Genomic DNA, 12,486 nt, shown 5'->3' with positions numbered 1-12,486 from the left:
ATGACACTTTCCAACGATCCGATTGTTATTGTCAGCGCCGTCCGCACCCCGATGGGCGGTTTCCAGGGCGAACTGAAAAGCCTGACCGCACCGCAACTGGGCGCCGCGGCGATTCGTGCTGCCGTTGAGCGCGCCGGTATCGCCCCTGAATCCGTGGAAGAAGTGCTGTTCGGCTGCGTGCTCTCCGCTGGTCTCGGCCAGGCCCCGGCGCGGCAAGCGGCCCTGGGCGCCGGACTGGATAAATCGACCCGTTGCACCACGCTGAACAAAATGTGCGGCTCGGGCATGGAAGCCACGATTCTGGCTCACGACATGCTGATCGCCGGCAGTGCCGATGTGGTCGTCGCCGGCGGCATGGAAAGCATGTCCAACGCGCCGTACCTGCTGGACCGCGCCCGCAGCGGGTACCGCATGGGCCATGGCCGGGTGCTCGATCACATGTTCCTCGACGGCCTGGAAGACGCCTACGACAAGGGCCGCCTGATGGGCACCTTCGCCGAGGATTGCGCCGAAACCAACGGCTTCAGCCGTGAAGATCAGGACGCGTTTGCCATTGCTTCGACCACCCGCGCCCAACAGGCGATCAAGGACGGCAGTTTCAACGCGGAGATCGTGCCCGTGCAGGTGATGGTCGGCAAAGAGCAAGTGCTGATCAGCCACGACGAACAGCCGCCGAAAGCCAAACTGGACAAGATCGCCTCGCTGAAACCGGCGTTCCGCGATGGCGGCACCGTGACGGCGGCGAACTCCAGTTCGATCTCCGACGGCGCGGCAGCGCTGGTGCTGATGCGCCGTTCCGAAGCAGAGAAACAAGGCCTGAAACCGCTGGCGGTGATTCATGGTCACGCTGCATTTGCCGACACGCCGGGGCTGTTCCCGGTGGCACCGGTGGGTGCGATCAAAAAGTTGATGAAGAAAGCCGGCTGGTCGCTGGACGAAGTCGAGTTGTTCGAAGTCAATGAAGCCTTTGCTGTGGTCAGTCTGGTGACCATGACCAAACTGGAGATCCCCCACGAGAAAATCAATGTTCACGGCGGTGCCTGTGCCTTGGGCCACCCGATCGGTGCGTCTGGCGCGCGGATCCTCGTGACCTTGCTCTCGGCCCTGCGCCAAAAAGGCCTGAAACGCGGTGTTGCAGCAATCTGCATTGGCGGCGGCGAAGCCACGGCCATGGCTGTGGAATGCCTGTACTAAGGCCCGCATGGTTTCTGTAGGAGCTGTCGAGTGAAACGAGGCTGCGATCTTTTGATCTTGTTTTTTAAGATCAAGATCAAAAGATCGTTCGAACGCGGCCCGAGGCTTCGCCAGCTCCTACGGGGCAATTACATTTTAAGGACTTGGCATGATTCCCAATGACGAACAACTTCAGATCAGCGACGCGGCCCGGCAGTTTGCCCAGGAACGGCTGAAACCGTTCGCCGCTGAATGGGACCGTGAACATCGCTTCCCCAAGGAAGCCATCGGCGAGATGGCCGACCTGGGCTTCTTTGGCATGCTGGTGCCGGAGCAGTGGGGCGGTTGTGACACCGGTTACCTCGCCTACGCCATGGCCCTGGAAGAAATCGCTGCCGGCGATGGCGCCTGCTCGACCATCATGAGCGTGCATAACTCGGTGGGTTGCGTGCCGATCCTCAAGTTCGGCACCGACGATCAAAAAGAACGCTTCCTCAAGCCACTCGCCAGCGGCGCGATGCTCGGTGCGTTTGCGTTGACCGAACCGCAAGCCGGCTCCGATGCCAGCAGCCTGAAAACCCGCGCCCGGCTCGATGGCGATCATTACGTGCTCAACGGCTGCAAGCAGTTCATCACCTCCGGGCAAAACGCCGGGGTTGTGATTGTGTTTGCGGTGACCGACCCGAGTGCCGGCAAGCGTGGGATCACGGCGTTGATCGTGCCGACCGATTCGCCGGGCTACAAAGTCGCGCGAGTCGAAGACAAACTCGGCCAGCATGCCTCCGATACCTGCCAGATCCTCTTCGAGGATGTGAAAGTCCCGGTGGCCAATCGACTGGGTGAGGAGGGCGAAGGCTACAAGATCGCCTTGGCCAACCTCGAAGGCGGCCGTGTCGGCATCGCCTCGCAATCGGTGGGCATGGCCCGGGCGGCGTTCGAAGCGGCCCGCGACTACGCCCGTGAGCGCGGGAGTTTCGGCAAGCCGATCATCGAGCATCAGGCGGTAGCCTTCCGGCTGGCGGACATGGCAACCCAGATCGCCGTCGCCCGGCAGATGGTGCATTACGCAGCGGCGTTGCGCGACAGCGGTAAACCGGCGCTGGTGGAAGCATCCATGGCCAAGCTGTTCGCTTCGGAAATGGCCGAGAAGGTCTGTTCCTCGGCGTTGCAAACCCTCGGCGGTTACGGTTACCTGAACGACTTCCCGCTGGAGCGGATCTACCGCGACGTGCGGGTGTGCCAGATCTACGAAGGCACCAGCGACATTCAGCGCATGGTCATTTCGCGCAATCTTTAAAAGGAACCTGTAGGAGCTGTCGAGTGCAACGAGGCTGCGATCTTTTGATGTTGTTTTTAAAGAGCAAGATCAAAAGATCGCAGCCTTCGGCAGCTCCTACGGGGGATCGAGTCTTTATCAGGAGTCATGTATGAGCTACGAAACGATTTTATTGGAGATCAAGGACCGCGTTGGCCTGATTACCCTCAACCGTCCGCAAGCCTTGAACGCGTTGAATGCGCAAATTGTCAGCGAATTGAACCACGCCCTCGATGGTCTGGAAGCCGATTTGAACATCGGTTGCATCGTGCTGACCGGCTCGAAAAAAGCCTTCGCCGCCGGTGCCGACATCAAGGAAATGGCCGAGCTGACCTACCCGCAGATCTACCTCGATGACCTGTTCAGCGACAGCGATCGCGTGGCCAACCGCCGCAAGCCGATCATCGCCGCGGTCAACGGTTTCGCCTTGGGCGGTGGTTGTGAACTGGCGTTGATGTGCGACTTCATTCTGGCCGGCGACAACGCCAAATTCGGTCAGCCGGAAATCAATCTCGGCGTGTTGCCGGGCATGGGCGGCACTCAGCGTCTGACTCGCGCAGTGGGCAAGGCCAAGGCCATGGAAATGTGCCTGAGCGGGCGTTTGATCGATGCAGTGGAAGCGGAGCGTTGCGGGATTGTTGCGCGTATCGTGCCGGCGGATGAGCTATTGGAAGAAGCGCTGAAAGTCGCGGCGCTGATTGCCAGGAAGTCGCTGCCGATTGCGATGATGGTCAAGGAAAGCGTCAACCGCGCCTTTGAAGTCAGCCTGTCGGAAGGCGTGCGCTTTGAACGCCGGGTGTTCCATGCGGCGTTTGCCACGCAGGATCAGAAGGAAGGGATGGCGGCGTTTATTGCCAAGCGTGAGGCGGAGTTCCAGGGTAAGTGATGTAGCGTTCTCGCGGACGCCTTCGCGGGCAAGTCGGATCGCCGCACCGCTCGCTCCTACAGGGGAATGCATATCCTTGTAGGAGCGAGGCTTGCCCGCGAAGCTTTTAGGCATCACACCAGATAGTTTTTCAACTCACGGGCAATCACCATCCGCTGTATCTCGCTCGACCCTTCATAAATCTGCGTGATCCGCGCATCCCGGTAGTAGCGCTCCACCGGGTAATCCTCCAGATACCCATACCCGCCATGAATCTGTATCGCCGACGAGCAGACCTTTTCGGCCATCTCGGATGCAAACAGCTTGGCCTGTGAAGCCTCCGACAAACACGGTTTGCCAGCACTGCGCAACCGTGCGGCATGCAGGATCAGCAAGCGCGCAGCGTTCAGACGGGTATGCATGTCGGCCAGCATATTGGCGATGCTTTGGTGCTCGATGATCGGCTTGTCGAACTGCACCCGATCCCGCGCGTAAGCCAGCGCCGCTTCGAACGCCGCCCGGGCGATGCCCAAGGCTTGCGCGGCGATGCCGATGCGGCCGCCTTCGAGGTTGGAGAGGGCGATGGCCAGGCCTTTACCGCGTTCGCCCAGCAGGTTGGCCTCGGGGATCGTGCAATTGTTGAGAGTGACGGCGCAAGTATCGGAAGCACGAATACCCATCTTGTGTTCACTGCGGTCGACGATGAAACCCGCGGTTTCGGTCGGCACCAGGAACGCCGAAATGCCGCGCTTGCCCAGCTCCGGGTCGGTCACGGCGAACACGATCGCCAGCTTCGCCCGTTTGCCATTGCTGACGAATTGCTTGGCGCCGTTGATCACCCACTGGCCGTCGCGCAGTTCGGCGCGGGTGCGCAGATTGTGGGCCTCGGAACCGGCCTGAGGTTCGGTGAGGCAGAAGCAACCGATGGCCTGGCCGCTGGCGAGGTCCGGCAACCATTGCTGTTTCTGTTCTTCGGTGCCGTAGTTGAGCACCGGCCCGCAGCCCACGGAGTTGTGGATGCTCATCAGTGCACCAGTGGCGCCGTCACCGGCGGAAATCTCTTCCACCGCCAAGGCGTAGGCGACGTAGTCGACATAAGTGCCGCCCCATTCCTCCGGCACTACCATGCCCAGCAGGCCCAGTTCGCCCATCTTCGCCACCAGACCGTCATCGATCCAGCCGGCCTTTTCCCAGGCTTGTGCGTGGGGCGCGATTTCGCCGCGGGCAAAATCCCGGGCCATGTCGCGGATCATCACTTGCTCTTCGCTTAATTCGATATCGTGCATGGCTCAGCTCCAGCTCTGGTCGAACCCGGTGAAAAAACTCGCCACGTGCTCGGCGTCCAGCGCCTGCAGAGTCGGCGGGTTCCAGCGCGGGTTCTTGTCTTTGTCGATCAGCAAGGCGCGCACGCCTTCGATCAGGTCGCCGCGTTCGAACCACTGGCGATCCAGGTGCAATTCGAGGGCGAAGCACTGTTCCAGGCTCAGGTGCCGACCGCGTCGCAGCATTTCCCGGGTCACGCCCATGGCCAGCGGTGAACGGCTTTCCAGCAAGTCGGCGGTGGCCATGGCCCACTCATGGCTGTCGGCGACGGTCACTTCACGCAGTTGTTCCACCATACTCGGCACATCGGGCAGGGCGAAGAAGTGATCGATAGCCGACCGCAACGCCGCCAGGGGCGCTACCGGCAATTGCTGCACGGCGAGTTTCGCCAGCAGACCTTGAAGGTCCTTCAATGGAGTTTCGTGCCATTCGAGCTGATCGAGTTGCTCGTCCAGAGTGCCCAGCTTGTTGCTTTCCAGGTACCAGTCGGCCAGGCCGCAATAGAGTGCATCGGCGGCACGAATCTGCACGCCAGTGACGCCGAGATAAATGCCCAGTTCACCAGGAATGCGCGGCAAGAAGTGGCTGCCACCAACGTCCGGGAAATAACCGATGGCCACTTCCGGCATCGCCAGACGGCTGCGCTCCGTGACCACCCGCAAATCGGCGCCTTGCACCAGCCCCATGCCACCGCCCAGCACAAAGCCGTCCATCAAGGCCAGGACCGGTTTGCGATAGTGATGGATGGCGAGGTCGAGGGCGTATTCCTCGACGAAGAAGTCTTCATGCAGTGTGTCGCCGCTTTTGAAACTGTCGTACAGCGAGCGGATATCGCCGCCGGCACAGAACGCTTTCTCACCCGCGCCGCGCAACACCACCGCGCGCACCTGCGGATCCTGTGCCCAGGCATCGAGCTGCTGTTGCAGGCTGCGGACCATGTCCAGGGTAATGGCGTTGAGGCCGGCGGGGCGATTGAGGGTCAGGTGACCGATGTGATTGCGAACCTCGGCCAACACTTCGTTTTGCGTGGCATCCATGGGCTGTGTTGTCGGGGATGAAACCTGAGCAGTCATCACTAACTCCCTGCTTTTATTGTTCTTTATAGAGAAGCTCGCGCGCGAGCGATGCTGGATCGTATCAGTGCAAATTTGTGATGTACAACCGGCATATGTGCAGGGTTAGTTTGCGTTTTTACCTTAAAGCAAGATTAAAAGATCGCAGCCGTCGGCAGCTCCTACGGGATGGGCGTTCATACTGAAAAATCGCGGTGGACGCGGTCAATGTAGGAGCTGCCGAAGGCTGCAATCTTTTGATCTTTCTTTTGATCTTCAACCCTGACTGGAAAATACAGCTCCGATACTACGACGCTTGGCATGCAATTCACTGGCATGAATCAACTGTTCGAGGTCTTCGGGGGTGACGTCGTAGAAGGCCTCCATGTCGGCGAGGGCCAGTTTCAGATCCGCGGCAGTGATCGCCTGGCTGTCGGTGGCGGGGATCATTAGCGGTGCCTGTTCGCTGGCAATTTTGGGGTAACGAATGCGCGTCAGATTGTTGTACGCCAGTGCGCTGAGCAGCATCGTCGAACCACTGAGCATCACCGGGCCGAGGGCTTTCCAGTCCAATGCGATGGTCGCCGGGTCTGCCAACACCAACAGCAATGCCAACGCCCCCGCCGGCGGGTGCAGGCAACGCAGCCAGCACATCAGAATCAACGCCATGCCCGCCGCGAGGCAGGCGCTGCCGAGGGTGCGTCCGAGTACGTGAGCGACTAGCAGCGAAATCACCCCCGCGCTCAAGTAACCGCCAAGAATCGACCACGGCTGGGCGAGGGCGCCCGAGGACACAGCAAACAGCAATACTGCGGATGCACCCAGCGGGCCGATCAGGTGCTGCGCCACTTGCATGCCGAATACCTGACTGCAGAGCCAGACGCTGAACATCGTGCCCAGCGACATGCCGATAGCGGCGCGGCTCCATTCTGAAGGACGGGTATTGATGGCGGCAGGTAACCAGCGAGCAAACATGAGGCAAACGGTCCGTACAAAAATCGAGGCAAAAAAAAGGCTTAGCTGGGATACCCAGAAAGCCCTTGAAGTAGTTCCAACTATTGGGGGAGGAACGCCGCACAGTGTGCCGATCAATCCTTGTACTGACAAATTCATATTAATGCTGCTTCAGTGCATTATTTTTGCAGTATTGCCACGCGCCGACCGCTCATGAAGCACAGCAAACCGCCCATCGCCGTCAACGCACTCAGGGCATAGAACATGGTGGGCGCGGGCGTGTGCAACAGCAGATAGCCACAGATCACCGGGCTGAGAGCACCACCGAGGGCAGCGAGGTTTTGCGCGCCGTAGTAGCTGCCGCGCAGTTCTTCCGGGGCCAGGGTGTCGACGAAGAGGAATTCGGCCGGGTAAATGATCATTTCGCCGAGGGTGAAAATGAACATCGCCACGCACCAACTCAAGCTGTCAGCCAGGCTGAAACCGATCAACCCGAGGATGAACAGGCTGGTGCCGCCGGCAATCCAGTAACGCAGTTGTTCACGTTTGAGGAAACGGCCTATCTGGTATTGCAGCAGGATCACGCTGATGGCGTTGCAGGCGAGCAGGGCGGCCATTGTTTCGAGGGCACGTTTGGTGTCTTGGGTGACCAGCAGGTATTGCGACAGGTACAGGGTGAAACGACCGTGCACCACGGTGCTGAGCAGACAGCCGCAAGTGAACATGATTAGTGTACGGTCGTTCTTCAGGGTGATCAGGGTTTTGGGGAAACTCTGGGGCTGGCCAATGGCGGGTGTCTGGGCCGGGTCTTTGGGAATCCCGCTCATCAGGAAAATACTGAAGAACGCGATGCCGCCGGCGATCAGGAACGGCGCTGTTGGCTGCACCCCGGCGATCACCACGCCAAGCATCGGGCCGGTGGCGTAGCCGATGTTGGTCAGGGTGTAGCGCAGCGAAAAGGCTTTGGCGCGCTGGCCCATAGGCAGGTTTTCGCTGAGGATCGCCTTGGACCCGATCAGGAACAGCGCCGAGGCAGTTTCGGTGATCACCAGGGTGGCGGTGGTCAGGTAAAGGTTTTCGGCGAAGGTCAGCAGCACGAAACCGATGGCGCTGGAAAGCATGGTCAGAATCAGCAGCCGACGCTTTTCGAGGCGGTCGATGGTGTAACCGCCGTAAAGGGCGAGCAGGGTGGCGATGAACACCGCGATGCCCAGCAGCAGGCCGACATCCTGTTGGTTGAGGCCGAGTTTGTTGCTCAGAAACAGAGTGAGCAACGGGCTTGTGATGGCGCGGCTGACGACGATGGTCAGCGAGCAGATCATCAGCCGGCGGATAACGAGCGAGTAAGTGAACACGGTGAGGCAAATGTCCTTATTCAGTTTCTATGGTATCGACGTGATACCGAGTTGCTGCCATTCGCGAGCAAGCCCGCTCCCACAGGTTTGGTGTCGATCATTTAATCGTGGCTCGACGCGAATCTTGTAGGAGCGAGGCTTGCCCGCGAAGAGGCCAGCACAAACAACACATACTCAACTCAGCCACCGCTCAAGCACCCGAACCGATTCCAGTTCTTCCAGCCGCCACAACTGCTCAATCAATCCTTCCGCCCGCTGCCGCGGCATCACCCACCCCGCCAGATTGAAGAATTTCTCCTCCAGCGCCTTATCACTCAGCGGATTGCCCGGCGCACCCAACGGCACTTCAACACATAGGCTCGCTTGCCGACCGTCCACGGTCTGCAGGCTGACCACAGGCTCGCCATCCTCCGACAGTAGCGGGTCGACTTCAAGGCGAATGCGCGACATCCAGTGAGCAATCCGTGGGTGGTGGCGTTGTTCATCGTCGTAGGCTTCCAACCGGCAATGACCATGGGCCAGCCGGGCCGCGAGGGCATAACGCAAGCTCATCTGCGCCGCCGGCAGGGAGTTAATGTCCTGACCGCCACACATGTCCTGAAGGAATCCGCACAACGAAACCTGAACGCTTTCGACCTGAAACGCGCTGACCTGCAATTGATCCAGCAACAGGCCCAATGCATCGATCGCCGAATGCGTCCCCCGGCATGCTGCGTAGGGTTTGATCGAGCAGCGGGCGAGTTTCCATACCTGGCCCAGTTCGGCATCCAGCGCCTCGGGCACAGCGGTATCCGCCGCGAGGGTCTTGAGAAAACCGCCCCAGACATCATCGAACAGTTTTGTCGGCCCGGTGATGCCTTGTTGAGCAAACCGCGCCGCCAGTAATCCACCTTCGGCGGCCCGACCGCTGTGGAGTTTTTTGCTTTGCGAGCCGTCATGAATGAAGGCCCAAAGACCGCCGCTGAAGCTGCCGGCGATACCCAGTGCCGCCAGGGTTTGTTGTGCATCCAGACCGAGAATCCGCGCACTGGCCGCCGCTGCGCCAAACACTCCGCACGTCGCCGTGGAGTGCCAACCAGCGCCGTTGTGGGCCGAATAACTGCCGCAGGCTTCGAGTACCCGACGGCCGATTTCGTAGCCGATCACTACAGCAGTAATCAACTCGCGGCCACTTACCGGTGTTTCAGAGACCGATAGCTCAGACATCGACACAGCGGCCATCACCGCCGGCAACACCACCGCGCCGGAATGGTCGCAGCCGCCGGTGTCGTCCAGCTCCAGGGCATGCGCGGCGATGCCGTTGAGCATGGCGGCCTGCGCCGCGCCGACTCGCTGATCGGTGCCCCAGACCAACGTGCTGCCAGCTTCACCCTCGAAAACCTGACGCGCCTGTCTGGCCACATCACTGCCAGCCCCAGCCAGGGTTACGCCGAAGGTGTCGAGGATGTGCCGCTTGGCTTGCGCCACCAAAGCGGGTGGTAAATCTTCAAAGCAACTATCGACACAGAACTGCGCCAACCGCTCCATCCGCATCACCCCATCGTAGGAGCTGCCGCAGGCTGCGATCTCTTGATCTTGATCTTGATCTTGATCTTGATCTTGATCTTGATCTTGATCTTGATCTTTCATACGCCGTAATCCCGATAATGCCGTTCGTACACGGCCGCCGGATGATCCTTGGTCACGGGCGTTGCCGACTCGGCCCACCACTGAGCGACCTCGGCACCGGTGGCGATCCACACGTCATCGCGCTGCTGAATGCTTTGCAGCAATTCGCGCAATACGCCGATCCGCCCGGGCGTGGCGATGATCTCCGGGTGCAGCCGCAGCACGTAACACAGCCCGAAGCGGTGAAATCCAGCGAAGTCCATTTGCAGGTTGCCCAGGGTGTGGCTGTAGGAGGCGATCCGCGATTGCGCTGGCGGCACTGCCGGGCTGAGGTTGAAGGCGAAGTAGGGCTCGTCTTCCAATTCGTAGTGCAACGGCAGCTCGATCACGTCTGGCGCGGTCGGGTGCGCGAAGGGCAAATCATCGCCGCGCCATGACGAGGACCAGCGGATGCCTTGCTCCCTTAACGCCTCGATGAAACCCGGCGCACCGTTGCCAGCCGGGATGCGAAAGCCTGTCGGGCGCTGACCGGTCAGCATTTTTAAAGCCTCGCAACCCTTGGCGATTTCAGAGCTTTGCTCGGCCAGCGTCAGGTTGTCGTAGTTCTGATGGCGATACCCGGCGCAGGCAATTTCATGCCCGTCGGCCTGGATCGCTCGGATGTGCTGCGGGTTCTCCTCGGCGACGATGCCGGGAATGCACCAACTGCTGGAAACCCCCAGTTCTTCGAACAATCCGAGCAAACGCTCGACACCGCGTTGGGTGCCGTAGCGCCACACCGACAAAGTCTTGTCGCGCCCGGCGACTTCCGGCGCCTGGGTGAGAATGCCGTGGATGTCGTTGTAATCGACGGTCAGTACCACGGCGCAGCGATAGCCTTCGGGCCAGACATTGAAATCAGCCATGGTGATGCTCCTTCAGCCACCAGTGAGCGACATTGCGGCAGGTGGCGAACCAGACGTCGTTACGCTGACGCATGTGTTCGAAGAGTTTTTCCAGAAGGAGGATGCGCCCCGGCTTGCCGGTGATCTTGGGGTGGAACAGGGTGGTCAGGCACAACCCTTCATCCATGGCACCGTCGAACTCGCGGCACCAGTTGTCGAGGGTCAGCGCGTAGCTGGCGGTGCGGTCCAGTCCCGAAGGAAAGTCCGGCGCGCGGGTGTAGGCGAGGGAGGCATAGTCGTCCATTTCCCAGCGACCGGGGATTTCCACCAGCGGCGTATCGAAGCCCGGCACGTTGACCAGGTATGGCCGGTCATCGCCGCGCATGCTGCTGGAATAGGTCACACCGGCTTCCACCAGCATGGCCGGTGTTTCGGCCCGCCAGTCGCCGGACGGCGTGCGAAAACCTTCGGCGCGGATGTTCAGGTGCTTCCAGAACACCCCACGGGATTTGTGCATCACGTCCTTTTGCTGATCCAGCGTCAGGGCGTAAAAGGATTCGTGTTTGTAGCCGTGGTACGCCACCTCATGCCCGCGCTCGACAATTGCCTGGCACTGTTTCGGCCAGTTCTCCACGACCCAGGCCGGGACGAAGAATGTCGTCGGGATCCGGAACTCATCCAGCAAATCGAGAATCCGCGGCAACGCCCGATAGGGGCCGTAACCACCGAAACCGAAATACTCGGGCTTGCGCCAGATCGAGCCGTTGAGCATCGCATCGCCGGTCGGGCCATCGAGGTCGAAGGCCAGGGCGAGGCAGGCTGTGTGCTGATCGGGCCAGGTCGGCTGGGGTGAGGAGGACATTTGGTGCTCCAACTATTTATAGGTAAAACACAGTCGCTGTAGGAGCGAAGAGGCCCTGCCAGTCAATATTGACGTTGAATGACACACCGCCTTCGCGAGCAAGCCCGCTCCCACACTGGTTTTGAGTCGATCACAATTCTGTGGTCAGCCAGCAAACCTGTGGGAGCGAGCCTGCTCGCGATGAGGCCAGCACATTCAACATCTATGTCGCCTGACAGACCGCCTTCGCGGGCAAGCCTCGCTCCTACGGGGCAAGCATTACTTGCCGGCGTTGATGGTCACGGTCTTGATCGCGCCCAGTTCCAGGTCCCATTTTTTCAGGATGGTCTGGTAGCTGCCGTCATCGACCATGCTCTGCATCGCCACTTTCACCGCTTCACTCAGCTCAGGCTTTTTCTTGCTCACGCCCAGGCCGGTGAACTGCTTGGAAATCGGCAGGCCCACGGTTTTGTACATGTCCTTTTCCTGGGTCTTGAGGTACGGCAGGGTTTCGCTGCCTTGCATGGCCGCGTCGATACGGCTTTGGCGCAATTGCGCGCGGGCGTCGGCCGAGCCTTCGGTGCCGATCACGTTGATCGCAGGCTTGCCGGCGGCCTCGCAGTTGGCCTTGCTCCACTCGGCGATTTCCGCCGGGAAGGTCGTACGTCGGCTGGTGCCGACTTTCTTGCCGCACAGGTCGATGATCTCGTTCGTGTCCTTGTTTTTCTGCAAGGTGTAGAACTGCGGACCACTGGTGAAGTAGTCGACGAAGGTCACGCTGGCCTGACGCTCGGCGGTGTCGGTCATGCCCGACATCACCATGTCCACGCGGTCGGTGGTGAGCGCGTTGATCATTTGCTCGAAACCGGTTTCCTGCCATTTGATCTTCACGCCCAAACGTTCGGCCAAGGCGTTGCCCAGGTCAACGTCGAGGCCGGTGAGGGTGTTGGTGGCCGGGTCCTTGAAATCCATCGGCGGGTAGTTCGGCATGATTGCCACAACGACCTCGCCCTTGTCCTTGATGCTGGCCGGAAGCTCGGCGGCCCAAGTGAAGCCGGAAGCCATAACGCTTGCGAGTACTGCTGGAATAACGAAATTCTTCATGGTCGTTCTCTT

General features: G+C 60.2%; 11 protein-coding genes. 3 read left to right on the top strand and 8 right to left on the bottom strand.

From position 1 onward, the window contains the following. The 3 genes from ACYZT2_RS15250 (at position 1) to ACYZT2_RS15240 (ending at position 3,374) form a co-directional block, all read left to right on the top strand. Entirely contained in the window at positions 1-1,194 is a 1,194-nt protein-coding gene (locus ACYZT2_RS15250; protein ID WP_461965217.1) for an acetyl-CoA C-acyltransferase, read from the top strand. A gap of 148 nt (positions 1,195-1,342) precedes the next feature. Then, positions 1,343-2,470: an acyl-CoA dehydrogenase gene (locus ACYZT2_RS15245; RefSeq protein WP_461965215.1), complete on the top strand. Its 1,128-nt coding sequence runs from the start codon at positions 1,343-1,345 to the stop codon at positions 2,468-2,470. A 130-nt stretch (positions 2,471-2,600) separates the two neighbouring features. After that, complete coding sequence (locus tag ACYZT2_RS15240; RefSeq protein WP_461965213.1) at positions 2,601-3,374, top strand: enoyl-CoA hydratase; 774 nt, start codon at positions 2,601-2,603, stop codon at positions 3,372-3,374. 113 nt (positions 3,375-3,487) lie between these two features. Here the strand turns inward: ACYZT2_RS15240 and ACYZT2_RS15235 are convergent, their stop codons facing one another. The 8 genes from ACYZT2_RS15235 to ACYZT2_RS15200 all read right to left on the bottom strand — a co-directional run bounded on the left by ACYZT2_RS15235 (position 3,488) and on the right by ACYZT2_RS15200 (position 12,474). Continuing rightward, positions 3,488-4,639, bottom strand: coding sequence for an acyl-CoA dehydrogenase family protein (locus ACYZT2_RS15235; RefSeq protein WP_461965211.1), 1,152 nt, complete (start codon positions 4,637-4,639; stop codon positions 3,488-3,490). Positions 4,640-4,642: 3 nt separating this feature from the next. Continuing rightward, entirely contained in the window at positions 4,643-5,749 is a 1,107-nt protein-coding gene (locus ACYZT2_RS15230) for an enoyl-CoA hydratase/isomerase family protein (RefSeq protein WP_461965209.1), read from the bottom strand. A gap of 255 nt (positions 5,750-6,004) precedes the next feature. Then, positions 6,005-6,703: an HPP family protein gene (locus ACYZT2_RS15225; protein ID WP_461965207.1), complete on the bottom strand. Its 699-nt coding sequence runs from the start codon at positions 6,701-6,703 to the stop codon at positions 6,005-6,007. 158 nt (positions 6,704-6,861) lie between these two features. Next, positions 6,862-8,037, bottom strand: coding sequence for an MFS transporter (locus ACYZT2_RS15220; RefSeq protein WP_461965205.1), 1,176 nt, complete (start codon positions 8,035-8,037; stop codon positions 6,862-6,864). A gap of 174 nt (positions 8,038-8,211) precedes the next feature. Next, entirely contained in the window at positions 8,212-9,570 is a 1,359-nt protein-coding gene (locus tag ACYZT2_RS15215) for an MmgE/PrpD family protein (protein ID WP_461973122.1), read from the bottom strand. 92 nt (positions 9,571-9,662) lie between these two features. Further along, the gene (locus ACYZT2_RS15210; protein ID WP_461965203.1) at positions 9,663-10,550 is read right to left on the bottom strand and encodes a polysaccharide deacetylase family protein; all 888 of its coding nucleotides are present in this window, start codon (positions 10,548-10,550) and stop codon (positions 9,663-9,665) included. Further along, the gene (locus tag ACYZT2_RS15205; protein WP_461965201.1) at positions 10,543-11,391 is read right to left on the bottom strand and encodes a polysaccharide deacetylase family protein; all 849 of its coding nucleotides are present in this window, start codon (positions 11,389-11,391) and stop codon (positions 10,543-10,545) included. Before ACYZT2_RS15205 ends, ACYZT2_RS15210 begins: the two co-directional genes overlap by 8 nt. Before the next feature lie 258 nt (positions 11,392-11,649). Beyond that, positions 11,650-12,474, bottom strand: coding sequence for an ABC transporter substrate-binding protein (locus ACYZT2_RS15200; RefSeq protein WP_461965199.1), 825 nt, complete (start codon positions 12,472-12,474; stop codon positions 11,650-11,652). Between the last annotated feature and the right edge of the window lie 12 nt (positions 12,475-12,486).

The sequence above is a fragment of the Pseudomonas sp. MDT1-85 genome, from assembly GCF_054898065.1.
The sequence above is the reverse complement of the archived record's forward strand: the minus strand, read 5'-3'. Positions and strand labels throughout refer to the sequence as shown.